24 protein-coding genes are annotated in these 25,556 nt (G+C 71.9%); 12 read left to right on the forward strand and 12 right to left on the reverse strand.

Going from position 1 to position 25,556, the window contains the following annotated elements; translation table 11 throughout:
* Positions 1-55: 55 nt before the first annotated feature.
* The 3 genes from PLJ28_RS00365 to PLJ28_RS00375 are packed head-to-tail and all read right to left on the reverse strand — an operon-like array spanning position 56 to position 3,623.
* Positions 56-1,513 carry a glycosyltransferase gene (locus PLJ28_RS00365; protein WP_324589805.1) on the reverse strand — a complete coding sequence of 486 codons (1,458 nt, stop codon included), beginning with the start codon at positions 1,511-1,513 and terminating at the stop codon, positions 56-58.
* Positions 1,510-2,655 carry a glycosyltransferase family protein gene (locus PLJ28_RS00370; RefSeq protein WP_255459756.1) on the reverse strand — a complete coding sequence of 382 codons (1,146 nt, stop codon included), beginning with the start codon at positions 2,653-2,655 and terminating at the stop codon, positions 1,510-1,512. The genes PLJ28_RS00365 and PLJ28_RS00370 overlap by 4 nt, the downstream gene beginning before the upstream one ends.
* Positions 2,652-3,623 carry a WcbI family polysaccharide biosynthesis putative acetyltransferase gene (locus PLJ28_RS00375; RefSeq protein ID WP_183529757.1) on the reverse strand — a complete coding sequence of 324 codons (972 nt, stop codon included), beginning with the start codon at positions 3,621-3,623 and terminating at the stop codon, positions 2,652-2,654. The genes PLJ28_RS00370 and PLJ28_RS00375 overlap by 4 nt, the downstream gene beginning before the upstream one ends.
* A 151-nt stretch (positions 3,624-3,774) precedes the next feature.
* On the opposite strand from PLJ28_RS00375, the gene PLJ28_RS00380 reads away from it, so the two are divergent.
* The 4 genes from PLJ28_RS00380 to PLJ28_RS00395 all read left to right on the forward strand — a co-directional run bounded on the left by PLJ28_RS00380 (position 3,775) and on the right by PLJ28_RS00395 (position 7,465).
* Complete coding sequence (locus PLJ28_RS00380) at positions 3,775-4,905, forward strand: glycosyltransferase family protein (RefSeq protein ID WP_324589806.1); 1,131 nt, start codon at positions 3,775-3,777, stop codon at positions 4,903-4,905.
* Positions 4,905-5,786 (forward strand): glycosyltransferase family 2 protein, encoded by an 882-nt coding sequence (locus tag PLJ28_RS00385; protein WP_255459758.1) that lies wholly within the window; start codon positions 4,905-4,907, stop codon positions 5,784-5,786. The genes PLJ28_RS00380 and PLJ28_RS00385 overlap by 1 nt, the downstream gene beginning before the upstream one ends.
* A gap of 47 nt (positions 5,787-5,833) precedes the next feature.
* A complete protein-coding gene (locus tag PLJ28_RS00390; RefSeq protein ID WP_183529759.1) occupies positions 5,834-6,295 on the forward strand; it encodes a MerR family transcriptional regulator in 462 nt (153 codons plus the stop codon).
* Between the two features lie 123 nt (positions 6,296-6,418).
* Positions 6,419-7,465, forward strand: a complete 1,047-nt coding sequence (locus PLJ28_RS00395; protein ID WP_324589807.1) for an NAD(P)-dependent alcohol dehydrogenase — start codon at positions 6,419-6,421, stop codon at positions 7,463-7,465.
* A 54-nt stretch (positions 7,466-7,519) separates the two neighbouring features.
* Here PLJ28_RS00395 and PLJ28_RS00400 read toward each other — a convergent pair whose 3' ends face one another.
* From PLJ28_RS00400 to PLJ28_RS00410, 3 genes are read right to left on the reverse strand one after another with little or no spacing between them, the layout of a single operon-like run.
* Positions 7,520-8,602: a glycosyl transferase gene (locus PLJ28_RS00400; protein ID WP_324589808.1), complete on the reverse strand. Its 1,083-nt coding sequence runs from the start codon at positions 8,600-8,602 to the stop codon at positions 7,520-7,522.
* Positions 8,603-8,649: 47 nt separating this feature from the next.
* Entirely contained in the window at positions 8,650-9,846 is a 1,197-nt protein-coding gene (locus PLJ28_RS00405) for a glycosyltransferase (RefSeq protein ID WP_183529765.1), read from the reverse strand.
* Between the two features lie 6 nt (positions 9,847-9,852).
* On the reverse strand, positions 9,853-10,569 hold the full coding sequence (locus tag PLJ28_RS00410) for a Pr6Pr family membrane protein (RefSeq protein ID WP_324589809.1): 717 nt from the start codon (positions 10,567-10,569) through the stop codon (positions 9,853-9,855).
* Positions 10,570-10,779: 210 nt separating this feature from the next.
* Here PLJ28_RS00410 and PLJ28_RS00415 point away from each other — a divergent pair, with 210 nt between their 5' ends.
* The 3 genes from PLJ28_RS00415 to PLJ28_RS00425 all read left to right on the forward strand — a co-directional run bounded on the left by PLJ28_RS00415 (position 10,780) and on the right by PLJ28_RS00425 (position 13,353).
* Positions 10,780-11,358, forward strand: coding sequence for an NADPH-dependent FMN reductase (locus PLJ28_RS00415; RefSeq protein ID WP_183529769.1), 579 nt, complete (start codon positions 10,780-10,782; stop codon positions 11,356-11,358).
* A gap of 64 nt (positions 11,359-11,422) precedes the next feature.
* On the forward strand, positions 11,423-12,055 hold the full coding sequence (locus tag PLJ28_RS00420; RefSeq protein WP_298043459.1) for a GNAT family N-acetyltransferase: 633 nt from the start codon (positions 11,423-11,425) through the stop codon (positions 12,053-12,055).
* A 92-nt stretch (positions 12,056-12,147) separates the two neighbouring features.
* Positions 12,148-13,353, forward strand: coding sequence for a cytochrome P450 (locus PLJ28_RS00425; protein WP_183529771.1), 1,206 nt, complete (start codon positions 12,148-12,150; stop codon positions 13,351-13,353).
* A gap of 147 nt (positions 13,354-13,500) precedes the next feature.
* Here PLJ28_RS00425 and PLJ28_RS00430 read toward each other — a convergent pair whose 3' ends face one another.
* Together PLJ28_RS00430 and PLJ28_RS00435 are read right to left on the reverse strand one after the other, a co-directional pair.
* The gene (locus PLJ28_RS00430) at positions 13,501-14,415 is read right to left on the reverse strand and encodes a hypothetical protein (RefSeq protein ID WP_298043456.1); all 915 of its coding nucleotides are present in this window, start codon (positions 14,413-14,415) and stop codon (positions 13,501-13,503) included.
* A 169-nt stretch (positions 14,416-14,584) separates the two neighbouring features.
* Positions 14,585-15,643: a M20/M25/M40 family metallo-hydrolase gene (locus PLJ28_RS00435; protein ID WP_324589810.1), complete on the reverse strand. Its 1,059-nt coding sequence runs from the start codon at positions 15,641-15,643 to the stop codon at positions 14,585-14,587.
* A gap of 476 nt (positions 15,644-16,119) precedes the next feature.
* Between PLJ28_RS00435 and PLJ28_RS00440 the strand changes: the two genes are divergently transcribed.
* Positions 16,120-16,944: a sugar phosphate isomerase/epimerase family protein gene (locus PLJ28_RS00440; RefSeq protein WP_324589811.1), complete on the forward strand. Its 825-nt coding sequence runs from the start codon at positions 16,120-16,122 to the stop codon at positions 16,942-16,944.
* A 77-nt stretch (positions 16,945-17,021) separates the two neighbouring features.
* Positions 17,022-17,795, forward strand: coding sequence for an SDR family NAD(P)-dependent oxidoreductase (locus tag PLJ28_RS00445; protein ID WP_298043451.1), 774 nt, complete (start codon positions 17,022-17,024; stop codon positions 17,793-17,795).
* 211 nt (positions 17,796-18,006) lie between these two features.
* Here the strand turns inward: PLJ28_RS00445 and PLJ28_RS00450 are convergent, their stop codons facing one another.
* Together PLJ28_RS00450 and PLJ28_RS00455 are read right to left on the reverse strand one after the other, a co-directional pair.
* The gene (locus PLJ28_RS00450) at positions 18,007-19,038 is read right to left on the reverse strand and encodes a transketolase family protein (protein WP_298043449.1); all 1,032 of its coding nucleotides are present in this window, start codon (positions 19,036-19,038) and stop codon (positions 18,007-18,009) included.
* Positions 19,035-19,898 (reverse strand): transketolase, encoded by an 864-nt coding sequence (locus PLJ28_RS00455; RefSeq protein ID WP_298043447.1) that lies wholly within the window; start codon positions 19,896-19,898, stop codon positions 19,035-19,037. Before PLJ28_RS00455 ends, PLJ28_RS00450 begins: the two co-directional genes overlap by 4 nt.
* Before the next feature lie 189 nt (positions 19,899-20,087).
* Between PLJ28_RS00455 and PLJ28_RS00460 the strand changes: the two genes are divergently transcribed.
* Both PLJ28_RS00460 and PLJ28_RS00465 read left to right on the forward strand, forming a co-directional pair.
* Positions 20,088-21,425 (forward strand): MFS transporter, encoded by a 1,338-nt coding sequence (locus tag PLJ28_RS00460; protein ID WP_298043445.1) that lies wholly within the window; start codon positions 20,088-20,090, stop codon positions 21,423-21,425.
* Positions 21,426-21,671: 246 nt separating this feature from the next.
* On the forward strand, positions 21,672-22,331 hold the full coding sequence (locus PLJ28_RS00465) for a GntR family transcriptional regulator (RefSeq protein ID WP_298043443.1): 660 nt from the start codon (positions 21,672-21,674) through the stop codon (positions 22,329-22,331).
* A 102-nt stretch (positions 22,332-22,433) separates the two neighbouring features.
* Here the strand turns inward: PLJ28_RS00465 and PLJ28_RS00470 are convergent, their stop codons facing one another.
* Entirely contained in the window at positions 22,434-23,318 is an 885-nt protein-coding gene (locus tag PLJ28_RS00470) for a sugar nucleotide-binding protein (RefSeq protein WP_324589812.1), read from the reverse strand.
* A 125-nt stretch (positions 23,319-23,443) separates the two neighbouring features.
* Positions 23,444-24,580 (reverse strand): VIT1/CCC1 transporter family protein, encoded by a 1,137-nt coding sequence (locus PLJ28_RS00475; protein ID WP_298043438.1) that lies wholly within the window; start codon positions 24,578-24,580, stop codon positions 23,444-23,446.
* A gap of 458 nt (positions 24,581-25,038) precedes the next feature.
* On the opposite strand from PLJ28_RS00475, the gene PLJ28_RS00480 reads away from it, so the two are divergent.
* Positions 25,039-25,491: a DoxX family protein gene (locus PLJ28_RS00480; protein ID WP_324589813.1), complete on the forward strand. Its 453-nt coding sequence runs from the start codon at positions 25,039-25,041 to the stop codon at positions 25,489-25,491.
* Positions 25,492-25,556 lie beyond the last annotated feature (65 nt).

The raw sequence follows: 25,556 nt of genomic DNA on the forward strand, positions 1-25,556 counted from the left end.
GCCTTCCGGTCCCGCTACCCGCCCGGTCGGAGCCCGGCCCTCGTGCTGCCGGTGCTCAGCCCCAGCCGCCCCACCAGGCCTCCAGGTCCGGGGACTCGCCCGTCGGCTCCCAGCCCAGTCCGGCCAGGTCCACCACGGTGGTCGGGGTCGGGTCCTCGGCCCCCCATCGCCGGCGGCGCCAGCGCGCCCGCGAACTGACCAGGGTGGCCACGACGCCGGCCGGCCCGGTGACCTCGATCCGGTCCCGGCCGGCCCGCTCGGCCGCCAGCAGCCGCTCCTGCACGGCGGCGGGATCCGGGCGCCCGGTTCCCCGCGCGGGACGGACCGGGCAGGTCACGGTGAGCAGCCAGTCCGGTTCCTCCCCCGCTCCCGGCTCCATCACCTCGCGCGCCACGGACACCCGGGGGTCCTGCACCAGGACCCCCGCCCCGTCCGGCACGCCCCCGACCAGCGTCAGCGAGGCGCCCGGGAAGGCCTGCAACAGCGCATCGGCACACAGCACGACGGCGGCCGCGCCCCCGTCGCCGCCCGCCTCATCGGACCCGTCCGCCCCCACGGTGCCGCGGGCGTCCGCACCGGCCCCGACGCGGCCGCCGGGCATCACCAGCACCAGGGCGAGGCGCGTCCGGCCCCGCAGGCCGAGCGACCAGCCGCGCGCGGTCGGCGCGGAGATCCGGCCGGCCAGCACGAGCGCCTCGCGGTTCTTTACCCGGCGGGCCGCGATCGGGTCCTCGCGGCCGGCGAAGTCCGGACCGGCGTGCCAGGCCACCGCGGCGGGTTCGTGGGCCAGCAGTGCCCCGGTGCGCCACAACCGGTGGGCGAACTCCCAGTCCTCCCCGCCGTAGCCGACGAAGGACGGATCGAAGCCACCGGCCTCGTCGTGGATCCGGCGGGAGACGGTGAGCACCGCGGAGATGACGAACCGGTAGGCGGTGGAGTCGGCGTCCAGCAGGTCGCGGGAGCCCGCGTAGGCCCGCTCGAGCCACTGCGGGTCCTCCAGCACGCGGTCCTGCGGCACGGGATCCCCCGGCTGCCAGCCGGTCTGGAGCGGTGCCGGGTCCAGGTGCGGGCGGCGTCCGACGACGACGGCCTCCGGCGAGCGCGACGGCAACCGGAGCGCCCGGCGCAGGTAGTCCCGGTCCGGGATCATGTCCCCGTCCAGGAAGGCCAGCACCTCCCCCTCGGCGACCGAGGCGCCCAGCGCGCGGGCCGCGGAGGCGCGGAAGCCGGCGTCGGGCTGGCGGACCACTTGCACGTCGAGCGGGAACCGGTCCGGCAGGCGCGGGGGCTCCGGCGAACCGTCGTCGGCGATCACCACCTGCACCCGGGAGGCGGGCAGGTCCTGCCGGGCCAGGGCGGCCAGCAGCAGGTCCAGTCCGGCCTGGTCCCGGTAGTACGGCACCACGACGGACACCTCCGGGATCCCCTCGTCCCCTTGCGCCGGGTCCCCGCCGGCGTCCGGCAGCAGGTCCCAGCGGTTGCCCGGGACCGGCGTCCGCGCGGGACGGTTCACGAGTGCACCCGCTGCCAGAAGGCGGCCAGGGCCCGGGCGCAGTCCTCGGGCCCGGGGGCCAGGGTGGTCCCGGGGTCCACCCAGGTCTGCTGCGGCCGTGCCGCGGCGTCCGCGATGCCCTCCGCGAGCGCCTCCACCAGGGACGAATCCGCGGTTCCGGGGTCCACGAGGTGCAGCGTGCCCGGACGGAGCCGTTCCATCTCCCGCGTGTACCGGGAGGCCGGCACCACGGGGCGCCGCCCCACGGACATCCAGGCCGCCAGGGATCCCGAGGCGGAGACGTTGTGGTGCGCGGCCACCGGGATGCCGGCCGATCTCAGGGCGGCGTCCAGGTCCTCCTCGGGAACGAAGCCCGTGACCCGGAACCCCACGCCGGCCGCCCGCGCGCGGTCCTGCAGCTCGTCCACGAGGCCCTCGTGGCCGCTCGAGACCGCACCGAGCGCGGTGACCCGGTGCGGGGCCGGCACGCCCCGGCGGTGCAGCAGCGCCAGGGCGTCCACGGCCTCGAGGTGTCCCTTGCCCGGATAGAGGAAGCCGAGCAGGACGACGTCCTCGCCCAGGCCCTCGAGGGGCCCGTTCACCGGTTCCCGGGGGCTGCTCGCCGTCGCCGTCCCGCGGCGGTCCTCCACCGGCAGCGGGATCACCGCCGTGACACCGGGCCAGTCCTGTCCGTCACCGGCCTCCAGCGCGGCCAGCAGGGCGAGCTCGTGCCGGCTGGAGACGACGGTGCCGGACGAGAACCGCGCCAGGGCCGCGTAGGCGACCGCCCGCCGGGCGAACCTGCCGGCACCCTCGGCCGGTTGTGGCACGTCGTGGAGGGTGAACGTGGTCCGGGCCGGCAGGCTGCCGGTCAGCGCGTCCGCGGCCTCGCTCGCGGTGGCCCCGAAGAGGGCATCGGTGACGTCGAGGTGGACGGGCCCGCCGTGGTCACCCCCGTGCGCGAACCAGTCCTTCAGCGCGGCGGCATCGGGCAGGCGGACCACCGGCACGTCCACGCCGATCCCGTGCAGGGCCTCCGCCATCGACAGGGCGTGCTGCACGACCCCGTGCCGTTCCGGCCCGACCACCACGTACGTCGGGGGTCGATGCGGCCGCCCGCCGTCCCGGCCCCCGGTCCGGTCCGGTGCCTCCGGCCCGCTCATGCTCCCAGCCCCAGGTCCGCCAGCAGCCGCCGGTGGCGTTCGACGCCGGCCCGCACCGCCTCGGGATTCTCCCGGTACCAGTCCAGGTGGGCCGAGCGCACGAGCGCGTCGCTCACCTCGTCCCCGTGGATCGTCCAGCCGGACCGCGACGGTCCCGTCACCTCCAGGGCCGCCAGGACCTGTGGTTCCAGCGGAGCCAGGACGTCGCCCAGCAGGGTCCTGGCGGGCACGGTGACGGCGGGGTCGGCGCCCAGGTCCGCCCGCACCGCGGAGGCCAGCAGGGCGAGCACCTCGTTGGCGGGATGGTTGATGGTGTGGAAGGCCGGCACCGCCAGTCCCGCGATCCGGTCGGCCACCGACAGGGTCGCGTGGGCCCGTTCGCGCTCGCGCAACCGGTCGAGGGACGCCTGCGCCAGTCCTCGGATCCGTTCCGGGGCCAGGGGCAGGCGGACCGGCGCCGGCTCCTCGGGGGCACGCGAGCCGCCGTCGAGCTCGGCGGCCGCCTCGGCAAGGGTCCGCAGGTCGTGGTACGGCACCACGGGCGGGTCCTCGTCCGGCCGGTCGGGGTGCCGGATGGTGACCATCCAGGGGAAGAGGGAGCTGTCATAGAGGGCCGGGATCCGCACCGTCGTGGCCGCGTCCGGCAGGTGCTCCGCGAGCTGGCCGGTGCCCAGGGGCAGACCCCGGTAGTCCTCCCGCACGGGCTGGGCCACCAGCACGGAGGTCCTGGACAGCACGCGGTGCAGGCGCGGCAGGTCCTGTGCGGTGAGCTCGAACACCGGCGGGATCCGCACGCTCGGTGGCACCGCCGAGGACGTGGGGCCGGAGGAGATGAGCTGCCGCAGCGCCTCGGACTGGCAGTTGCCCAGGACCACGAGGACCTCCGGCCCGGGCAGTTCCCGCACGCCGTAGAACTCGGCGTAGTGTTCCGCCCGCCCGGCGTCCGCCGGGACCTGGTCTTCCCCCATGGCTTCCCCTCACCGGCCGTCCCGGCCCTCCCCGGTGCGGCACGCGGGTGCCGTCCGGTCGGCCGGCCCGTGCCGCCGTCGTCGTGATCCTCCAACAGTATGCTGGTGATCCGTGCCCTGTCGGCCCGGGCAGGACCGCGAGAGGAGACGGGTGGCACCCAGCGATCACTACACGGTGCAGATGGTGCCGTCCGACCACCCCTACTGCCGTCACGTGCTGCCGCCCGACCGCCCGCCCGTCTACGCCCTCCGTCCCGACCCGCCCGTCCCCGGAGCCCCGGCCGGCCAGTGGTGGCCGCCCCGCGCGCTGGACGCCGACTGGCTCCGCGAGAACGTGCCGGACGTCCTGCACGTGCACTTCGGCTTCGACTCCTACACCCCGGAGCAGTTGCAGCAGGTGGTCTACGTGCTGCGCGCGGCCGGCTCCGCCCTGGTGGTCACGGTGCACGACCTGCACAACCCCCACTTCACCGACCGCTCCCGGCACCTGGCCCAGCTGGACGTCCTCATCCCGGCGGCCGACGAGGTCCTCACGCTGACCCGTCCGGCGGCCGCGGAGATCCTGGCGCGCTGGGACCGGGCGGCCACCGTGGTGCCCCATCCGCACATCGTGCCCCTGGACCGGATTCCCGCCCGGGCCGCCGACCGCCCCGGACGCCGACGCGCCCGGTGGGCCGGCCCCGGGTCCGCGGCCGCGGACCGGGAGATCGTGATCGGGGTGCACGCCAAGGACCTGCGGGCCAACGTCGATCCCTTCTCGGCCCTGCCCGGTGTGGCCGGGGCCGTGCGCCGGCTGCGGGGGCGCGGGGTGGCGGCCCGCGTGCGCGTGGACGTCCGCGAGGACCCCCAGGACGCCGAGGCTCTGGGGCGGTTGCGGGCCGAGTGCGCCGCGTACGGCTTCGACCTCTGGGAGCACGGCCGGCTCGGGGACGACGCACTGCACGCCGACCTGCGCTCCCTGGACGTGACCGTGCTGCCCTACGCCTTCGGCACCCACTCGGGCTGGCTGGAGATGTGCCGGGACCTCGGCGTGCCGGTGGCCGTACCGGACCTCGGGTGCTTCGCCGGCCAGGCCACCTCCCCCGCGATCGAGACCTTCGCCCCCGGCGATGCCGCCGCCCTGGCCGATGCCGTGCTGGCCCTGCTCGACCGCCGCGACGCGATCCGGCCGGCCGACCGATCGGCGCGGCGGGCCCAGCGCGAGGCGGTGGCCGCCGAGCACGAACGCCTCTATGCCCGCGCCCTGGCCGCGGCCAGGTCACGGCAGACCGTGGGCGCCTGATGGCGGGCCCGACGACGACCACCTCCGTCCTGGTGATCACCGGCGGCCGGGACGAGCACCTGGCCCGCGTGATCGCCGGGCTGGAACGCGCCACCCCGCGCCCGGACGAGGTCGTGGTCGTGTTCATGAACCAGCCCGACGGCGTGGTGCCGGCCACGGACCTGCCGGTGGTGACCTCGCACGTGGACGCCCCCGGCACGCTCCCGCTGGCCGCGGCCCGCAACCGGGCGGCCCGGTTGGCCGGTGGTGAGGTCCTGGTGTTCCTGGACGTGGACTGCATCCCGTCCGCCGCCGCCGTCGGAACCCTGACAGAGACGGTCCGGGCCCATCCGGGAACGCTCGTCATGGGCACCCCGCGCTACCTGGTCCCCGAGTGGGTGCAGGAGTCTGGCGCCGCCACCGGGCTTCCCGACGACGACCGGTTGCGCGAGCTCTCCGTGTCCCACCCGGCACGGGCGCACCTGGGCGAGGGACCGACGGACGACTGGCACCTGGTGTGGACACTCGTCCTGGCGGTGCGCTCGGCGGACCTCGACCGGCTCGGCGGCTTCGACGAGGCCTTCAGCGGTTACGGCGCCGAGGACACCGACATCGCGTTCCGCGCCCGCGACGCCGGCCTGGCCCTGCGGTCCTCCCGGGCCACCGTGTTCCACCAGCACCACGGCGTCCACCGGCCCCCGCTGCACCACTTCGCCGACATCCTCGTCAATGCCCGCCGGTTCCTTCAGGTCCACGGCAGCTGGCCGATGGAGGGCTGGCTCGGACAGTTCCGCGACCTCGGGCTGGTCGACTGGGACCCCGAGGGCGACCGACTGGCCGTGCTGCGGACGCCCACGGACGCGGAGGTCGAGGCAACGCGGCAACCGGCCGCGGCCTTCTGACTCGGGCTCCTTGTCTTCAAGCACTTGAAGTTCCTATCGTTGACGGGGTGAGCGCACCCGGCATCAGGCACACGTACTCGATCAGGGAAGCGGCGGCGCTGACGGGACTGCCGGCCAGCACGTTGCGCTACTACGAGTCCATCGGAGTGATCTCCCCGATCGGCCGGGGTGCCAGCAGCAAGCACCGCGTCTACACCGAGGAGGACCTGGACCTGCTCACCTGGGTGTCATGCCTGAGTGCGACGGGCATGTCGGTGGCGGACATGCGCCGCTACCTGGCCAACGGCCGGCTCGGGCCGGCTGCGGCACCCGAGCAGATCGCCTTGCTGCAGGCGCAGCGGGAGCGGTTGGAGGCCGAGGCACGAGCCGTCGCCCTCCGGAGCCGGTACGTCGGAGTGAAGATCGAGTACTGGCAGGCCATCCAGGCCGGTGACCGGTCCAGGGCCGAGCGGCTCCTGGACGAGGCGCGCGCGTTGGCCGACGACCTCAAGAAGCCCGGGAGGGGCTAGACACCACGACCCTCAGTCCGCGGATCCCGGGGTCCGCTGATTCCACCTGCCCACCCGGCCGACCCGCCGAGACCATCGCCTGGCCACCCCCGGGCACCACACGAACCCCACAAGGAGAAACCCATGACCACCACCGCCCTTGCGTACGCCGCCCCCGCCGCGGCCGCGGACCTCGTCCCCACCACCATCGAACGCCGCGCCGTCGGTGCCCATGACGTGCTGATCGAGATCAAGTACGCCGGGATCTGCCATTCCGACATCCACACGGTGCGCGGCGAATGGGGACCGCAGTCCTACCCCCTGGTCCCGGGCCACGAGATCGCCGGCATCGTCACGGAGGTCGGACCCGAGGTGACCAGGCACGCCGTCGGCGACCGGGTCGGGGTGGGCTGCATGGTCAATTCCTGCGGACGGTGCACGAACTGCACGGCCGGTGATGAGCAGTACTGCCTCGACGGCATGGTGGGCACCTATGGTGTCACCGACCGCGACGGGACCATCACCCAGGGTGGATACTCCTCCCACATCGTCGTCACCGAGGACTTCGTGCTGGGGATCCCGGAGGGCATCGATCTCGATGTCGCGGCCCCACTGCTCTGTGCCGGGATCACCACGTTCTCGCCCCTGCACCGCTGGGGCGCTGGTCCCGGCAAGAAGGTCGCCGTCGTCGGGCTCGGCGGCCTCGGGCACATGGCCGTCAAGATCGCGCACGCGATGGGCGCCGAGGTCACCGTCCTGTCCCAGTCGCTCAGGAAGCAGGAGGACGGGCTGCGCCTGGGTGCGGACCACTACCACGCGACCAGCGACGAGGAGACGTTCACGGATCTGGCCGGTTCGTTCGACCTGATCATCAACACCGTCAGCGCCCCGATCGACGTCAGTGCCCACCTGGGCCTGCTGACCGTGGGCGGGACCATGGTCAACGTCGGGGCCCCGGCCGAGCCGCTGCCGGTGAACGCGGGGGCGCTCATCGGCGGCCGGCGTTCCTTCGCCGGATCGATGATCGGGGGCATCGCCGAGACCCAGCAGATGCTCGACTTCTGCGCCGAGCACGGCATCGGCGCCGAGATCGAGGTCATCTCCGCCGACCAGGTCAACGAGGCCTACGACCGTGTCCTCGCCTCGGACGTGCGGTACCGCTTCGTCATCGACACGGCCACCCTCAGCTAGCCGCCGGTGGGGTGTGGCGGGCTCCCGACCGCCGCACCCCCGTGGCCGCGCGCGTCAGCCGAGGACCTGCCCCACCGCGGCCTCCCAGCGGTGCCGGTACTCCCCCGGTTCCGTGAGGACCTCCGCCGCCAGCCGGTCCGCCGAGGCCGGGTCCTGCAGGGCCGTCTCCACGGCGCCGGCCCAGTCCGCGGACTCGTCCCCCCACCGGCACCAGGGCACCCCGGCCGCGGACTGGGCGGCGGCGGCGAAGTGGTCCTGCTCGTCGAAGGGGCGCTCCTCCGGGGCCAGCACCAGGGGCCGGGCCGATCCCGTCGCGTCGGCCACGGCGCTGTACCCGGCTGAGACCACCGCCAGGTCCGCCGCGCGCATCCGGCCGGCGACGTCGTCGGTCCAGCCGTGCAGCACCATGTTCGGCGGCACGGCGCCGTCCGCGCCGCGCACCGGCCCGTAGACGTGCCAACGGGCGCCGGGCACCTGGCCCGCGGCACGCGCGAGGTCGGCCAGCCGGACCCCACCGCCTCCGGTGCCGGTCACCACGGCGATCTCCGGCCTCGTGGTCCGGGCGGCCGAGGGGGCACCGGCGCGCGGGCCGGCCCGCCGGCCGAGCCGGCCGGAGGTGTCCGGGGCACCGAGGAACGTGGTCTTCGCCCCGAACCGCCGGCGCCAGCCCGGCTCCTCCAGTCCGGCGCCGTAGTGCGCGATCAGGTGGTCTGACTCGGCGTAGACGAGCTCGTGGCCCGGGTCCGTCCGGTCTCCGTGCATGCGCCGGTGGATCACCGGGTAGCCGGCCAGGCGCAGGAACAGGGCGGTCTCCACGGACACGTCCACCACCGCGACGTCCGGCCGCACCGTGCGGGCCGCCTCGAGCAGGGCGGCGAACCGGTCCCGGATGACCGGACCGGTGGGGGTGTAGTGCAGCCGGGATCCGGACGGCTGGCGATGCCCGGGCACGACGTCGGAGGGCAGCATCCGCAGCCCGGTGGCGGCCGGCAGCACCTCGGCGGCGCGGGCCGCGGAGGTGGCCACGGTCAGGTCGAAGGCCCCGGTCCCGGCGGCGCGGGCGGCGTGGTGGAGGTGGCCGAGGCCGTGGTCGTGGGCGTAGTAGAGGACCCGGGGGCGGGACGGGGAGGTGCTCACGAGCAGACCGGTTTCATGCGGGGACAGGGCTCATGCGGGGACCGGGCTCACTGCACCGTCTGGACGGACTGCAGGGCCGGCGAGCCGTCGTCGTCGGGGCCGGTCGGCGGGGCATCGATCGAGTCCCGCACCTGCGCGGTCAGCTGGTCCCCGTAGGGGGTCCAGCCGGGACTGAGGGCCGGCAGGGTGCCGGCACGCTCGGCGGCCTCGTGCAGGAAGCCGAGGTAGGACGCCACCATCCGGTCGGCGCTGAACCGGCGGGACCAGCGGTGCACGAGCCCCCGGTCCCTGGTACGCGCCACCCGGGCCGCGTCCGCGAGCGCCTCCGCCGAGTGGTGCATGGCCAGGTCCCCGGCCCGGGGACCCACGATCTCCCCGAGGGCACCCGTCAGGAAGGCGGCCACCGGCGTGCCCATCGCCATGGCCTCGACCGTGGCCAGGCCGAACGGCTCGGCCCACAGGGGGCTGGCGAGGTAGACCTCCCCGGAGGCCAGCAGGTCCGGCAGCTGACCGTGGCCCAGGTGCCCGCGGTAGACGGTGTCCTCGCCCAGCAACGGCTCCACGGCGTCGCGGTAGTAGTCCCGGTCGGAGATCGGGCCGGCGAAGTGCAGCTCGAGCCCGGCGATCCGGGCCGCCTCGATGGCCAGGTGCAGGCCCTTCTCCCCCGTGATCCGCCCGGACCAGACGGCCCGTCCCGGCACGGGCCGGACGGTGCTGTGCCACCGGGAGTGCTCGATGCCGTTGGCGACCACCGCGATCCGCGGCAGCCGGTGGTTCCAGGCCAGCGCGTTGGCCGCCGAGACGGACAGCCAGCGATGGTTCGGCGGGGGTGTCCAGGCGGGGTCGTCGAGGACGGCGAGGACCTCGGTGAGCGTGGCGGGGGTGTGCAGCACGGTGACCATCGGGGCCTCGCGCAACTCGAGCAGGGGCACCGGGGACAGCGAGTTGTTCAGCACCACGTGGAAGTCTCCGTCGCGGACCTGCCGGCAGGCCTCGGACATGGCGGCGACCAGGACCGCGCGGCGGCGCACCACGTCCTGTTCCGTGCGTACCGTGGGATCGAAGTCCTCCGCGACCAGCGGCACCACGGTGCCGGCCGTGCGGGTGCCCTCCTTGGCGAAGACCGTCACCTCGTGGCCGAGCCGGACGAGGTGGTCCACGGTCAGGTCCGTGTGCATCTCCAGGCCGCCGGCGTACGGCGGCCGGATCGCGTAGTGCATGTGCGCCAGGACGGCGATCCTCACAGGGCCCTACCTCCGTTTCCCGGTGATCAGCAGCCGGTCCAGTACCCACATCAGCGCCGCCACCGCGAAGAAGAACGCCAGGATGGCCGCCAGGTAGACAGACACACCAGAATATCCCATCCGGGGCACGTCCATGATGCTGTAGGGGTACCAGTCCAGCCACGGCCCACGCAGCAGCGTGAACGCCAGCCAGGCCAGCGGGATCAGCGACGCCAGGCCGATCCGCCGCCACGTCACCTGCCCCCTCCGGTCCAGCAGCAGCCAGACCAGCGGCGTGAGCAGGGGGGTGATGACGTGCTGGATGGTGTCATTGACCTGCTCCACCCGGGTCATCGGGTCGGCATCCCGCAGCAGCACGTTGAACACCACCCCGGTGATGACGATGCACACCACCCCGGCGATCCGCGCAGCGTGGAAGAGGTCCGACGTCCGGTGCGGCCGGATGGCCAGCAACAGCGAGGTGAGGCCGACCAGGAAGTTGGACAGGAAGGTGAAGTAGGTCGGCTGGTTCACCACGTGCTCCCAGCCGCCGGCGAAGCCACCCGCGAAGCCGGCATGCACCGGCAGGGCGGAGTCCTTCCAGGACCCGATGTAGAAGCTCAGCCCGTTGCCGGTGAAGGACAGCAGCGCGGCCAGCAGGAACACCACCCGCCCCGCGTCGGCCCACCACCCCGGTGCCCGTCGCGAGCTCCGCGCGGATCCGGTGCCGGAGACCACGGTCACCGCGATCAGTCCCGGTGCGGGCGGATGATGGTGCCGACCGGGTCGTCGATCAGCGCACCGGTGCCGCCCCACTGCTGCCGGATGGGTTCCATGATGTGCCTTTCGACGTCGGACGGGCCGGACCGCTCACCGGACCCACACCCCCTAGTCTGGATACTGGAACCCCCCCACCGCCAGCACATCCGCCCCAGTCACGCAGGAGGACCCGGCATGAGGATCGGCATCGTCATCGGATCGGTACGCCCAGGACGTCTCGGCGCGTCCGTGGGGGCCTGGGTGGCCGACCGCGCCCGCGCCCTGGACACCTCCTCCGTCCCGGGAGGCGTCGAGTGGACGGTCCTGGACCTGCGGGACTTCGACCTGCCGGTGATGACCGACGAGAACTGGGCGCAGGCCGAGGACGGTCCGGCCGAGGTGCACCGCTGGCGCGACGCCGTGGCCGAGTGCGACGGGTTCGTCTTCATCAGCCCCGAGTACAACCGGAACATCCCGGGTGCGTTCAAGAACGCCTACGACCTGCTCTCGAGGCAGTGGATGGACAAGACCCTGGCGATCGTGGCCTACGGCGGCCTGGGCGGCGTGCGGGCCAACGAGGCCTGGCGGATCACCACCGCTGCCTACAACATGCACGTGGTGGGCGACTCCGTGAACCTGGTCCGCCGCATGGACTTCCCCGGTGGCGAGCTGGCCCTCACCGACCACCACGACCGCTCCCTCGAGAAGGTCCTGCGCCGCCTCGTGGACCTCACCCGCGCCCTCGCCGGTGACCGGGCCGCCACCGGCCCGTGAGCACCCTCGCCCCGTGCCGCCCGGGACCGGGCACCCGGTCGCGGCCCCGCGTGAGCAGCCGGCCGTGACACCCGCGCGCCCGACGCCGGCCCCGCCGCCCCCCGTGCCGCTGCGCACCGAGCGCCTCGAGCTGCGGTACCTCCGCGACGCCGACGCCGGCGGGCTGCTGCGCTATTACGGACGGGAGGACACCACCCGCTACCTGCTGGACGGCCCGTGGGACGCGGCGAGGGCCCGCGACGAGGTCGGCCGGCGCCGGGGGCGGTTACACATCACCGCGGCCGGGTTCGCGGTCTGCCTGGTGGCCGTGGAGCGGGACACGGAAGGCGGTGACGCCGTCGTGGGGGACATCACGCTGTGGGCCGTGGACGACTCGCTGTCCCTGGGAGAGGCCAGCTGGGTGTTCGACCCGGACGCCGGTGGACGCGGGCTGGCCACCGAGGCCGCCCGCGCGGTGCTGGACCTGGCCTTCGGCCACTACGGCATGCACCGGGTGCGCGTGCGGATGGACGCCCGCAACGCCGCCTCGGCCAGGCTCTGCGAGCGCCTGGGCTTCCGCCGCGAGGGGCTGCTGCGGCAGGACTGGCTGATCAAGGACGAGTGGACGGACACCCTCGTCTACGGGATGCTCGCCCCGGAATGGCCGGGGCCCGTGACGGCCGGGGGCCCGCCCCGGTCCCAGTCCGGTCCCCGCTGACGGACGGGGTCGATCTGCCGGTCACCGCACCCTGTTCGGCCGCCGCAGGGGTGGGTAGCGTATGCGCCAGGCAGAGCAGAAGGTGGCGCGGGATGGCTGAGTCCCCGGCAGTGACGCCGCTGCACATGCGGCGAGAACAATTCGATCCGGTCGAGGACCTCGGCAGGCTCCGGGACGACGGTGCCGTGCGCAAGGTCGACACGGGGCTGGGGATCTCCGGATACCTGGTCACGCGGTACGAGGACGTCCGCGCCGTGCTGTCCGATCCCGTCCAATTCAGCAACGCCGACCAGCGTTCGTTCGAGCTGCCGGGGGGCCGCCCCCTGAGCCCCGAGGAGCAGGCCCAGATGCAGGCCGGTCAGCTGCTGGCCCACGACCCGCCGGAACACACCCGGTTGCGGCACATGCTCACTCCCGAGTTCACCGCACGCCGCATGCGCCGGCTCGAGCCACGGATCATCGAGATCGTGGGACAGCACCTCGACGCGCTGGAGGAGGCCGGAGCGCCGGCGGACCTCGTCGCCGGTTTCGCCCTGCCCATTCCGTCGCTGGTGATCTGCGAGCTCCTCGGCGTGCCCTTCGAGGACCGCGCGGAGTTCCAGCACCGCACCGAACGGGAGCTGGACATCTCCACCCCGCCCGAGGAACTCCTTGCGCTCTCCCGGGAGGGTCGCGAGTACATGGCGCAGCTGGTCGCCCGCGCCCAGGCCGCACCGGGCGAGGACCTGCTCGGCATGCTCGTGCGTGAGCACGCTGACGAGTTGAGCACGGACGAGCTGGTCGGCCTCGCCAGCCTGCTGCTGATCGCCGGCCACGAGACCACCTCCAACATGCTGGGGCTGGGGTCCCTGGCTCTGCTGCGCCACCCCGAGCAGTTGGCGCTGGTGCGCGAGGACCCCGCGATGGTCGGCCCGGCGGTGGAGGAGCTCTTGCGGTGGCTGAGCATCGTGCATGCCGGCATCCCCCGGACCACGACCACCGAGGTCGAGATCGCCGGCCACACCATCCCCGAGGGCGAACTGGTGGTGTGCGCACTGCCCGCCGCCAACCGCGATCCGGCCCTGGTCGATGACCCGGACCGGCTGGACATCACCCGGGGCGCCCCGGGGCACCTGGCCTTCGGACACGGCGTGCACCACTGCATCGGGGCACCGCTGGCCCGGATGGAGATGCGGATCGCGTTCCCGGCCCTGCTGCGTCGGTTCCCGCGGCTGGCCCTGGCCGTCCCGTTCGAGGAGGTCGAGTTCCGCTCGTCCCACGTGGTCTTCGGACTGCGCGCACTGCCGGTGACCTGGTGATCGCCGGCCGACGCGGTTCGCGGCGCTCCTCCGACGCACCGGGGGACACGCTGGAACCCGGACCGGACACCTGACCGGACACCGTGCGGGAGGGCACGCGGCCGGGAGCACACGCGACCAGGAGGACGGACGCCGCCGGGTGCGCGGTCAGAACGTCCAGAGGGCGGGCTGCAGGTCCGCGGGGGTCTGCTCCGGCGCGTCCGGCCAGTCGACCGTCCGTCCGTGCGCCTCGGCCCAGCGTTCCACCGCGGCACGGTCCCAGCCCTGCTGGGAGACCCGCGGCCCGGCCAGGGTGACGGCGGGGTCCGGGAACCCCGACAGGTACCGCACGCCGGCCCGGGAGACGTTGAGCGCGGCGGCGATCATGGCGGCGTTGACGTACTGGAGGGGTTCGCCCGCGCTGCCCACCGGGCCACGCGGCACCTCGGCCTCCGGCACCGCCACCGCTTCCACCGGTTCGCGCGGCTGGGTGGCGAGGAGCTGTTCCTCCTCCCACATCTGGCGCAGCACCGCGGCCAGGTCCGCAGTCACCTCATTGGCGACGTGGACCGGGGAGGCCCAGGCGTCGGCGTCGCCCGGGACCCGGCAGTGGCAGCACCGGGCGGTCTCGGTGTCGAGGAAGGGCGCCAGCCTGGTGTCATCGACGCTGCGCCAGGCGGCGATTCCGAGGAAGTGACTCCATCCGGTGCCGTCGTTGACGTCCTCTCCCTCCGGGCTGATGACGTGCATCCCGGTGCCGCTCAGCACCGGCGCCAGTTCGTGCATCAACCGGCTGGTGAACCTTCCGTAGTCCTCGGCGACGTCCTGGTCGAGGGACCCGACGACCTTCCCGTCGATGAGGATCAGGGAGGACTCGGCCCGCTCCAGCTCGGCGTTGACCGTGCGCACGCGCCGGGTCGACGGTCCGTGCTCGCGCATCTGGGTCCGCACCACCTCACCGACGATCCGGATCAGGGCGCGGACGTCGGAGGGGTCCATCGCTCCGAGGCGGTCCCGGGGGACGGCCTGGACGTGGTCCTGGAAGTAGGCCTGGTGGACCGTCTTGAACAAGTGCGTGTACATGACGCCCCTTCAGCTGGTCGGAACACGGTGGACGGCGGTTGCGCCCTCGAGACTTTACTCCGTACAGCCTGTCGACCCTGTTCTTCCCCAGGGTCTCGCCCGTCGGGCATCGGCCGGCGGCACCGGCCGGGATCCGGTCCGGCGCCGGCGGGGACGCCTCGGGTCCGGCTCAGTCCTGGGCGCCGGAGTCCAGGGCGCTGGAGCCCTGGGTGCCGCCGTCCTGGGCGAGGCGGGTGGCGGCGTGGGTGATCGCGTCGGTCATGAGGTCCAGCGTGTCCGGATCGACGTTGTCGAGGTCGTCACCGGGCTGGTGGTAATTCGGATCGCGGGGAGCACCGCCCTCCCCGCCGAAGAGCCGGGCCTCCCGGGACGACTTCCTCTCGTTGCTGCCGGAGAACAGGCCCGCCACGGGGATGTCCGTCTCGGCGAAGGCGACCTGGTCGGACTCGTAGTTCCAGCTCGTGGTGATCCACGGTTGGTCGCGGGAGTCGAAGTAGTCGGTGAAGACCTCCATGAGGTCCATCGAACCCTCGGGGACGTTGAGCCGGGAATCGTCGTCGCGTGCGTCGTAGAGGGCGACCACGGCGTTGGGTGAGGCGACCATGTCGAAGTTCAGGTATGCGGCGATGGTCTCGAGTTCATCGTCCTCGTCCAACTGCTCCACGTAGTGGCTGGATCCGGGGAACCCCCGGTATTCCTCGGCCCCCCACCACGCGAAGCGCACCGTGTTCTCTACGGATCCCTGCTGGGCCAGCCTGCGCGCGACCTCCAGCAGTGCCGCCGCACCCGAGGCGTTGTCGTTGATCGCCGGGCTGCCGGGGACTCCGTCCAGGTGGGCTCCGAGCATGATCACGTTGTCGTCGTTCCCGCCCTTCGTCTCGGCGAGGATGGTGAACGTCTCGATCTCCTCCTCGTCCCAGGTCTCGACGGTGAAGTACTGACGGGTGGTCTCATACCCCGCACGGGCCAGCTGCCCTTCGACGTACTCGGCCGCCGCCTCGTGACCCGAGGTGCCGGCGGCGCGGTCGCCGTGCTCGTCCGCCAGGGCCTGGAACTCCTCCAGATGCCCGTAGGCCGAGGTCACCTGCGCCTGGGGTGCGACCTCTTCGGTCCGCATGCCGGAACCGCCCGGCCGATCGCCGGCCAGCAGGATCAGCGCCGTCAGGAGCGCGACGATCCCCAGCGCCCCGATCGCGAGCAGTGTTCTCGGGATTCGTCTGCGTCTCATCTATCCTCAATCGGCATCGTGACAAATTCGGCCCGGGAGCGCACTGCCCCCTCGGAGTCCGCCGCGGGGGGCGCTGCTCCGGGGAACGCGTCGCGTGTCCCGTCCGCAGGCCAGGGGGCTCCGCGCCAGGGCCCGGACACCCTTGGTCCGGACCGGCCCCGGCTGCCTGGAGGGTGACGCTGGCGGGCGACTCGATCGCGGCTCCCCGAGTGCCGTCGACGGCCCGACCCACGGCCACCTCCAGGGGACCCTGCCGGCCCTGCGGTGCCAGGACCAGGTGAAATCGACTGCGGTGGTCAGATGAAGCGTAAACCACGGGACGGGATCCTCGCAGTGCGCTTCCGGCGCCCGGGCCTTCTTCGCGGACAGGGCGCGAGGTCCTGAACCACGGAACGCCGATGCAGTCGTTGACTGTCAACAGTCAGCATTGTTATGGTGATCTGGCACACACCGCCGACCATTGAGGATCACCGTCGATGTTCTCGCCCCGCCTGGGTTGTTCCTCCATCAGTTTCCGACATCAAGCACTGCCAGATGCCCTGGCCACCATCCGCGCAGCCGGTTTCGAGGAGATCGACCTGGGCGCCCTGCCCGGCGTGTGTGACCACGTCCCCTTCGTCCTGGACGAGGCAACCGTCAACCAGATCAGCGGTACGATCCGGGACGCGGGCCTGCGGGTCCGTTCGGTGAACGGCGACATCGGTGACCTCAACGCCGTCCTGGATGACGACCAGCGGGGAGCCCGCATGGCGCATCTCCAGCGGCTCCTCCAGCTCACCGCCGCGGTCGGGGCCCGCGCCCTGGTCCTGCCCTGCGGGGCCCTGAGCCATGAGCCGTTCCGCAGCCTCGAGGAGGATCTCGACCTGGTCGCCGGGGAGTTGATCCGCGCCGGCGACGAGGCCGCCCGCCACGGTGTCGAGCTCTGGACCGAGTCGTTGCACTTCTTCCGCCTGTGCTGCAACCTGGACCGCGCCCGCGCACTGACCGCGCGCCTGGCCGATTCCCCCGTGGGCGTGGTGATGGACTTCAGTCACATCGTGGCCTCCGGCGCTGATCCGGTCGAGTTCGTCGAGACCTTCCACGACCGGATCGCCCACGTGCACCTCCGGGATGCGGACACCGGCGACATCCACCTGAGCATCGGCCGAGGTGAGGTGGACTTCGCCGGCGGCCTGGACGCCCTGACCGCTGCCGGGTACCGCGGCCACTTCGCCCTGGAACTCGAGACCCGTGACGTGACGCACGACCAGCGCCCCAAGGCCGCTGCCGACGCCGCGCGCTTCATCTCCTCCCTGCTATGACCCCTTCCCGGGTGCTATCGCCCGGCAGCACCGACCCTTTCCTATCCAGATTCGTTCAGATCCATCCAAGGAGCATCATGTCCACCATCCAGCGCACAGCCGTCATCACCGGGGCCACCTCGGACAAGGGCATCGGACTCACCACGGCCTGCCGCTTCGCCCGGGAGGGCTGGGCGGTGGTGATCCTCGACCTGGACGGGCCGAAGGCCGACCAGGTGGCCCGGGACATCGCGAAGGACTGTGGCGTGCCGGCCTTCGGTCACGCCGTCGACGTGGCCGACGAGGCCTCGGTGACCGCGGCCCGCGAGGCTGTCGCGGCCCAGGCGGCGGCGGGAGTCCTGCCGCCGGTCGGAGCGGTGGTCAACATCGCGGGCATCACCTCCCCGGTGCCGTTCCTGGAGACCACCGTCGAGCTGTGGCACAAGGTCATGGACGTCAACGCGACCGGCACCTACCTGGTCACCAAGGCCTTCCTGCCGGAGATGATCGAGAACGGGTGGGGCCGGGTGGTGAACATGTCCTCGGTGTCGGCCCAGCGCGGCGGTGGGGTCTTCGGCAAGGTTCCCTACTCCGCCGCCAAGGCCGCGATCCTGGGCTTCACCAAGGCCCTGGCCAGGGAACTGGGCCCGTCCGGGGTGACCGTCAACGCCGTCACCCCCGGCGCGGTGGACACCAACATCCGGGTGGGCAGCACCCCTGAACAGGAGGCGGCCATCGCCGCCGACGTGCCCGTGGGACGCACCGCGACCACGGAGGAGGTGGCGGCGGCCATCACCTTCCTGGCCTCCGAGGACTCCGGGTACCTCACCGGCGTGACCCTGGACGTCAACGGGGGCAGCCACATGCACTGACGCCCCGCCAGGTATCACCCATGCGCGCCACGGCGCCCGGTTCCCCGACCGCTCGGGGGCCGGGCGCCGTCGTCGTGCCTCCGGATGTGACTGAACGGCCGGGCGGGGCGGTGCGGCCCCGCCGAGATTGGGCCAGCCTCCGCACAGGGCACACCAGAGGGGGGGCAGGTCCGGGATCTCCCGGCCTGCCCCCCTGAGCGTGCCGTGGGGATCAGTCCACGCGGTCCGTGTGGCCGGGGCTGAGTAGGGACTTGACCTTCTCGACGATCTTGGTGGTGGAGACCCCGTAGCGGTCGTTCAGGGTGGGCAGCGCGCCGGCGTCGAGGAACTCGTCGGGCAGACCGATCGGGGTGATGCGCCGGAAGACGCCGTCGCGGATCGCCGCGTGGGCGACGGCGTCGAACAGCCCGCCGATGATGGTGTGGTTCTCGCAGGTGAGCACGAGGCGGTCCTGGGCGATTTCGCGCAGGATGGTGGACTCGTCGAGGGGCTTGAGGGTGGGCACGTGCAGCACGGCCACGTCCACCTTGTCCGCGGCCAGTGCCTTGGCGGCCTCGAGGGCGCGTTCGGTCATCAGGCCGGTGGAGATCAGCAACACCTCGGCGCCGTCGCGGATCATCTTGGCCTTGCCGAGTTCGAAGGTGTAGTCGTACTCGTCCAGGACCCGGGGCACCTTGCCGCGCAGGATGCGCGTGTAGGTGGGCCCGTCGTGGGCCGCCAGTTGCGGGACGGCCTGCTCGATGTCCACCGCGTCGCAGGGGTCCACGATGGTCAGGTTCGGCATCCCGCGCAGGATGGCCACGTCCTCGGTGGCCTGATGGGAGGGCCCGTAGCCGGTGGTCAACCCGGGCAGGGCACAGACCATGTTGACGTTGAGGTTGGCCTCGGCGATGTCCAGGCACAGGAAGTCATAGGCCCGGCGGGTGGCGAAGACCGAATAGGTGGAGGCGAAGGGGACGAACCCCTCCATGGCCAGCCCGGCCGCCATGCCCAGCAGGGCCTGCTCGGCCATGCCGACCTGGTAGAACCGGTCCGGCATCGCATCGCGCAGGATGTGCAGGTCCGTGTACTTGGCCAGGTCGGCCGAGAGTCCGACGACGCGGTCATCGCGCTGGGCCAGCTCGACCAGGGCATGACCCAAGGGGGCGGCCGTGACCCGCTGGCCCTCCCTGGCCAAGGAGGCGCTCATCGCATCCGAGGTGAGTCGCTTCTTCACGGGGGTGGTGTGGGTGGTGGTGTTCATGACTGGGACGACTCCTTCAGTCGATCGTGGGCCATCGTCCATTCCTCGGGGGCGACGGTCATGAAGTGCAGCTTTTCGCGGTTCTCCAGGAAGTCCACGCCCTTACCGAGTTTGGTGTCGGCGATCAGCACCCGCGGCTGGGCCGCGTCCACGGTGCGCAGGTCCTCCAGAGTGGTGAGGACGGTGGCGATGTCGTTGCCGTCCACGCGGCGGGCGATCCAGCCGAACGATGCGAACTTGGCCTCGACCGGATCCATGCCCAGCATCTGGGACGACTTGCCGTCGGCCTGCTGGTCGTTGAAGTCCACGATGGCGATCAGGTTGTCGAGACGGTGGTGCGCCGCGACCGCGGCCGCCTCCCAGGTGGAGCCCTCGTTGAGTTCCCCGTCGGAGAGGATGTTGTAGACGAATGCCGGATTGGCCTTGCGCTTCAGGCCCAGTGCGACGCCGTTGGCGATGGTCAGTCCATGACCCAGGGACCCACCGGAGATCTCCACCCCGGGGGTGTAGGAGGCCATGGCCGACATGGGCAGTCGCGAATCGTCGGTGGCGTAGGTCTCGAGCTCCTCCAGGGGGAAGAACTTCGCCTCGGCCAGGGCCGCGTACAGGGCGATCGCGTAGTGACCGATGGACAGCAGGCAGCGGTCCCGGTCCTCCCACTCGGGGTCCTCCGGCCGCAGCCTCAACTGGTCGGTGTAGAGCACCGCGAGCACGTCGGCGATGTCGAGGGCCTGGCCGATGTAGCCCTGCCCCTGGACCTCGCCCTGGACCAGCGCGTTGGTGCGGATGCGATAGGCCGCTTCCTTCAGCCTTTGCAGGCGTTCGGCGTCGACTACTACGCCTTCGGTTGTCGATGGCATCAGACTCACCTCATGTGGTTTCGGGAACAGGTTCGCCACGGTCCGGTCGTCACGATCCCCCGTTCTCCGGGAAGGAGTGTCGCCCCGCCAGAAGAACGGATCCACCCATTGCTGACTGTTGACAGTGACTGTGGTGTCCCTCACACTAGTCGTATTCGTTGTTAACAGTCAACAGACTAAGGATCAGAGATGAGCACTGAGACGCTCCAGATGCGCGGGCCGGTCCACGGCACCCAGGACGCCAAGCGCGTTGCCGTGGGTTCCGGCGTGGGCGCGGTCATCGAGACCTACGACTTCATCGGTTTCGGCACCGCCGCCGCCCTGTACTTCGGCCCCGCCTTCTTCCCCGGCGCTGACCCGGTCACCGCCACCCTGGCGTCCTTCGCCACCCTGGGCGTCGGGTTCGCGGCCCGCCCGCTGGGCGGCATCATCGGCGGCTACCTCGGCGACAAGGTCGGCCGCAAGCCGGTGCTGGTCACCTCGCTCATCGTCATGGGCCTGGCCACCTTCCTCATCGGCCTGCTGCCCACCTACGCCCAGATCGGCATCCTGGCCCCCATCCTGCTGGTGGTGGTTCGCGTCATCCAGGGCCTGGCCTTCGGTGCCGAATGGGGCGGGGCCATCCTGATGAGCTATGAACACGCCCCCTGGAAGGCCAAGGGCAAGTTCACCGGCATCGTCCAGGCCGGTTTCCCGGTCGGACTGCTGCTGGCCAACCTGGTCTTCCTGGCCAGCGCCAACCTCGAGGGCAGCCTGGCCTGGCGCATCCCCTTCCTGGCCTCCATCGTGCTCGTGGCGGTCGGGTTGATCATCCGTGCCAAGGTCCCGGAGTCCCCGGTGTTCGACGACGTCAAGGAGCACGGGGCGATCGTCAAGAATCCGATCCTCCAGGTCATCAAGGACGACTGGCGCAATATCGTGCGCGGCATCGCCCTGCGTGTGGCCGAGACGGCCGGTTACGCGGTGTCGGTGACCTACATGATCTCCTACCTGCACACCAACGAACTGGCCACCAACGTCGAGACCCTCACGGCCCTCTGCGTGGCCGCCGGCATCGGCATCTTCGCCACCATGGGATGGGCCCGGCTCACCGACCGGGTCGGCCGGCGCCCGGTCTACATTGCCGCCTGCGCCTTCGCCGCCGCCTTCGGCATTCCCATGTTCCTGATGGCCAACACCGGGATGTTCATCCTCATCCTCGTGACCATCGTCATCGCCTACGCGGTCTGCCAGAACTCCCTGGCCGGGGTCCAGGGACCGTGGTTCCCCGAGCTCTTCCAGGCACAGACCCGCTCCTCCGGGGCGTCCCTGGCCTACCAGATCTCGGCCATGGTCTCCGGCTTCACCCCCTTCATCACCACCCTGCTGTACATCTGGCTGGGATGGATGGGCCCGGCCCTGCTGTTCTCCACCTACGCCGTCATCGGTCTCATCGCCGCCCTGGTCACCCGGGAGACCTGGGGACCGACGGAGCGCCGCCTGGCCGAGGAAGCCGCCGCCACCCAACCGGCCCCGGCGCACGCCTGACCTTTTCCCCGGGTCCGGCGGAGCGCCGTCACGGCCCGGATCCGAGGAGGCCTGGAGGAGGCCAGCCCACTGCACGGGGTTGGCCTCCTCCCGTTCCTCCGCCGACGACCCCGGGAACATCCCAGAGACCGCCCCCGCGGGGGCGTCTTTCGGCCCCCGCCATCCGCCATCCCTCGGTCAACAGTCGACGGGCTCGTATGATCGGAACAATACGTCCCCTCCCGCGCCCCCAGCCAAGGACCACACATGAGCATCCAGACAGCAGGCCTTGCAGGACTGGCGAAGACGAACCTGCGTCAACAGGCCCTGACCGCCCTGCGCCGTGCCATCACCTCCGGAGAGCTTCCTCCCGACACGCACCTTGTCGAGACCGAGCTGTCGGAGCAGCTGCAGATCAGCCGCGGCACCCTCCGTGAGGCGATGCGCCAACTCCAGCAGGAAGGACTCGTCGAGGCCGGACCGCGCGGAAGGCTGTCCGTTCGGACCCTCGACACCAAGGAGATCCAGGACATCTTCTCGGTGCGCGCCGCCCTGGAAGCCCTGGCAGTCCGCACCCTGGCCGAGAGCGACGACCGCGACGAGGCTGTCGCGGTCCTCCGCAAGGCGGTCCAGCACATGGAGGACACCGCCGACGACTCGCTGGAGGAACGCATCGAGGCGGACCTCGACTTCCACCGCACCCTGTGCCAGCTCAGCAGGAACAGCACCCTCCTGCACACCTGGAAGTCGCTGGAAGGCTCCATCCGCATGTCGTTCATGTGGGCGGGCATGGACAAGGCGGTGGGGAACATGAAGGTAGACCGCCACGCCGCCCTCGTCGATGCCATCACCACCGGCAATCCCGCCGAGGCGTCGGAGGTCGTCTTCGCGCACATGGCCGAAGCGGCCACCAACCTCGTCTCCTGACACCCAGCCCGGGAGAGAGGGACATCCCCCTCCGGGGGCTGCTCTCCCCCTGCGTCAGCCGTGGTCGCTCAGGTCGCGGAGGCGACCACGGCCACAGGCCGTTCAGCGATCGAAGCCGTCCTGGGGCCGGGAAACCGCCCCGTCGGGGCGGGTGGCTATGAGGTGGGCGTATCCGGTCTCGAAGGTCGGGTACGACAAGGCGCCCAGCAGACCGAGGAGGCGGGCGCCGCTGAGGATGGTGCCGCTGGCGACCTCCGGTCGGGCCCTCGGGGGCGCCGGGAGTCCCAGCTGGCGGGCGATATAGGTGACGACCTCGCCCAGCGGGACCGGGCCCTGGTCGACGGCGTGCAGGAGGCGCGGCGGATCCGCCGCGACGAGCAGCGCCTCCAGGGTGCGGACCAGGTCGGTCTCGTGGATGCGGTTGGTACGCCTGGCGTACTGGACCGGCGCGCCCTCGATGACGTTCCGCACGAGCATCGTCCGGCCGGGCCCGTAGATACCAGCCGGTCGGACGATATGCGCGCCGAACAGGTCGGAGGCCAGGAGCTCTCCGTCGAGAAGCGCGCGGCCGCGTGCGGTGACCGGGGCGGGCGCTTCCGCCTCGGTGAGCACCCGGCCGTCCGTATACCCCTCGAACACCCGGGTGGAGGACACGAACACGACCCGCCGTGGCACGCTGGGCAGCGCCGCGGCGAGGTGGTGGAGCGAGGCGCGGTAACCGTCCGGCTGGCCTCCGGGGTCCTGCGTCCCGGGGGGCAGGGTGATCACCAGGGCATCCACGTCCGGCAGGGCATCTCGGATCGGCTCGCGCAGGTCGACGGCGAGAGCGGAGAACCCGGCAGGCAGGGAGGCCGTGTCCCGGCGGAGCGCGAACACGTCCCAGCCGACTGCCGTCAGGTCCTGCCCCAGGCGGGTGCCCAGCTTCCCGCAACCGACCAGGAGGATCCGACCGGGTGGGCCATGCGGGGCTGTCAGTGCGTCAGGCATGTTCCCAGTCTGCCTCGGCAACGGCCCGCCTGGGTGCGCTCGGCGGTGGCGATGACGAGCCCGCGGCCCAGTCGCCGCACCGGATCTCCATTCCTGAGGTCAGGCTCAGGCCGCGACTGTCGTTGTCAGGCCACGGTGGTGCCGAAGGCCAGGCCCAGCACGTAGGTGACGGCGGCCGCACCGTAGCCGATGGCCAGCTGGCGCAGTCCCCGCTTCAGGGGCGAGGCCCCGGAGAGCAGTCCGACCACCCCGCCGGTGAACAGCAGTGCGATCCCGACCAACACCGCCGCCACCACGATGGCGCCCATCCCGGACATGCCGAACAGGTAGGGGATGACCGGGATGATGGCCCCGGAGGCGAAGAACAGGAAGCTGGACCCGGCGGCGTGCCACGGGCTGCCGATCTCCTCATAGTCCCCGGACCGGTCGACCGGGCCCTGGGAGCCGTCCGGGCGTGCCGAGAACGAGGGATTGCAGTCGCAGTCGAAGTAGCCCAGGCGTTCCTGGGCGCGGTGCACGGCATCCTCCTCGGCCATGCCCCGGGCCCGGTAGACCAGCACCAGTTCGTTCTGGCCCAGATCCAGGTGCTCGGCGGCCTCGAGGGTGACCTGGGTGGGCGAGGACGCCTCGAGCAGTTCGCGCTGGGAGCGCACGGAGACGAATTCCCCGGCCGCCATGGACAGGGCCCCGGCCAGCAGTCCGGCGATCCCGGTGAACAGCACCACCTCATGGGCGACCCCGGTGGCACCGATGCCCAGCACCAGGGCCAGGTTGGACACCAGGCCGTCGTTGGCCCCGAACACCGCGGCCCGGAAGCCCCCGGCCAGCTTCTCCCGGCCCCGGGAGGCCAGGCCCCGGACGACCTCCTCGTGGATCGCCTCGTCCGCGACCATGGCGGCGGTGGCGTGCTGGTCCTTGGCGTAGGGGGAGTCGGACTCGGCCCGCTGGGCCAGGGCCAGTACGAACACCGAGCCGAAGACCTTGGCCAGCCAGCGCAACAGCACCCGGTGCGGGGAGGGCGGTGGCAGGTGGTGGGCGTGCTCGCCCAGCAGGGCCCGCCAGTGCTCCTCGTGACGGCGCTCGGCCTGGGCCAGCCCGAGCAGGATGTCCCGCTCGGGGCCGTGCTTGCGGTGGGCGATCTGCCGGTAGATCTGCCCCTCGGCGATCTCATCGGCCAAGTACCGCCGCCAGCGCCGGACCTGATCCCGCGTCGGCTCGTCTACGGAGGAGGCGGATGTGGTGGAGTCGTCCGGAGTATGCATCGAGTTCCTCAAGGCAGGGCCCCGACCGATGCCCGTACCCATTCGGGTAGACCTCGGCCAGAGCAGTGTCTGGCCGAAGGTCTCGCTCGCCCGGACGCACGGTCCGGGTGGGGCGCCGGGACTCCCATACAAGGAGGCCAGCATGTCGACGCACCGCTTCAACCACCCCTGGCGGGGCGGGCGGGAACTACTCCCCTTCGGCCCGACCAGTCTACCGACAGATCACCCGGGTGAGGGGGGGCAGGTAACGAGAGATGCACCACCCGCCGAAACACCCGGACGAGGAAGGCGGTCAAACCCTCTGGGGCCCCCACGGCGGGCCCCGTCGCTGCCAGGATGACGGTAGTTGACGCTACAACCAGTCTGCGGGTATCGTATTGGTTGAAGCTATAAGCAATTGGGCGGCGGGGCTTCCTCGCCGCTGCCCCGACAGTGCACAGATCAACAGAAACGACTCCATGACTTCTCAGGCCTCCTCCCCCGTCACCCGGTCCACCCTGGCCCGCACCATCCTGCGCCTCGCCCTCGGCGTGGTCTTCTTCGCCCACGGCTGGCAGAAGATCTTCGAGTACACCATCCCCGGCACCCAGGCGGCCTTCTCCGAGATGGGGGTGCCGGCGGCGCAGCTGGTCGCACCCGCCGTCGGTTTCCTCGAGCTGCTGGGCGGTGCCGCCCTGATCCTCGGCATCCTGGTCCGTCCGGTCGCGGCACTGCTGACCCTGAACATGCTCGGGGCCCTGTTCCTGGTCCACGCCCCCGCCGGCCTCTTCGCGGAGCAGGGCGGATACGAGTTCGTCCTGGTGCTCGCAGCCGGGGCAGCCGCCCTGGCCGTGGCCGGAGCCGGCCGCCTCTCCCTTGACGCCCGGATCTTCGGACGCAGCCAGAACCCCGCGCTGGCGGCCCTCGCCTGAGCGACGACCGCTGACACGCCACAGTGACGGCGCCCGGTACCCGCCCCCGCGGATACCGGGCGCCG

The sequence above is a fragment of the Citricoccus sp. genome, assembly GCF_035445025.1.
In the GTDB taxonomy this organism is placed as follows: domain Bacteria; phylum Actinomycetota; class Actinomycetes; order Actinomycetales; family Micrococcaceae; genus Citricoccus.

Bases quoted from the DNA above. Each gene is read 5' to 3' on its own strand.
- PLJ28_RS00375 (WP_183529757.1), bottom strand. From the start codon at position 3,623: ATGGGGGAAGACCAGGTCCCGGCGGACGCCGGGCGGGCGGAACACTAC.
- PLJ28_RS00480 (WP_324589813.1), top strand. From the start codon at position 25,039: ATGACTTCTCAGGCCTCCTCCCCCGTCACCCGGTCCACCCTGGCCCGC.
- PLJ28_RS00460 (WP_298043445.1), top strand. From the start codon at position 20,088: ATGAGCACTGAGACGCTCCAGATGCGCGGGCCGGTCCACGGCACCCAG.
- PLJ28_RS00385 (WP_255459758.1), top strand. From the start codon at position 4,905: ATGGCGGGCCCGACGACGACCACCTCCGTCCTGGTGATCACCGGCGGC.
- PLJ28_RS00445 (WP_298043451.1), top strand. From the start codon at position 17,022: ATGTCCACCATCCAGCGCACAGCCGTCATCACCGGGGCCACCTCGGAC.
- PLJ28_RS00415 (WP_183529769.1), top strand. From the start codon at position 10,780: ATGAGGATCGGCATCGTCATCGGATCGGTACGCCCAGGACGTCTCGGC.
- PLJ28_RS00395 (WP_324589807.1), top strand. From the start codon at position 6,419: ATGACCACCACCGCCCTTGCGTACGCCGCCCCCGCCGCGGCCGCGGAC.
- PLJ28_RS00475 (WP_298043438.1), bottom strand. From the start codon at position 24,580: ATGCATACTCCGGACGACTCCACCACATCCGCCTCCTCCGTAGACGAG.
- PLJ28_RS00430 (WP_298043456.1), bottom strand. From the start codon at position 14,415: ATGTACACGCACTTGTTCAAGACGGTCCACCAGGCCTACTTCCAGGAC.
- PLJ28_RS00425 (WP_183529771.1), top strand. From the start codon at position 12,148: ATGGCTGAGTCCCCGGCAGTGACGCCGCTGCACATGCGGCGAGAACAA.
- PLJ28_RS00455 (WP_298043447.1), bottom strand. From the start codon at position 19,898: ATGCCATCGACAACCGAAGGCGTAGTAGTCGACGCCGAACGCCTGCAA.
- PLJ28_RS00470 (WP_324589812.1), bottom strand. From the start codon at position 23,318: ATGCCTGACGCACTGACAGCCCCGCATGGCCCACCCGGTCGGATCCTC.
- PLJ28_RS00370 (WP_255459756.1), bottom strand. From the start codon at position 2,655: ATGAGCGGGCCGGAGGCACCGGACCGGACCGGGGGCCGGGACGGCGGG.
- PLJ28_RS00440 (WP_324589811.1), top strand. From the start codon at position 16,120: ATGTTCTCGCCCCGCCTGGGTTGTTCCTCCATCAGTTTCCGACATCAA.
- PLJ28_RS00435 (WP_324589810.1), bottom strand. From the start codon at position 15,643: ATGAGACGCAGACGAATCCCGAGAACACTGCTCGCGATCGGGGCGCTG.
- PLJ28_RS00465 (WP_298043443.1), top strand. From the start codon at position 21,672: ATGAGCATCCAGACAGCAGGCCTTGCAGGACTGGCGAAGACGAACCTG.
- PLJ28_RS00450 (WP_298043449.1), bottom strand. From the start codon at position 19,038: ATGAACACCACCACCCACACCACCCCCGTGAAGAAGCGACTCACCTCG.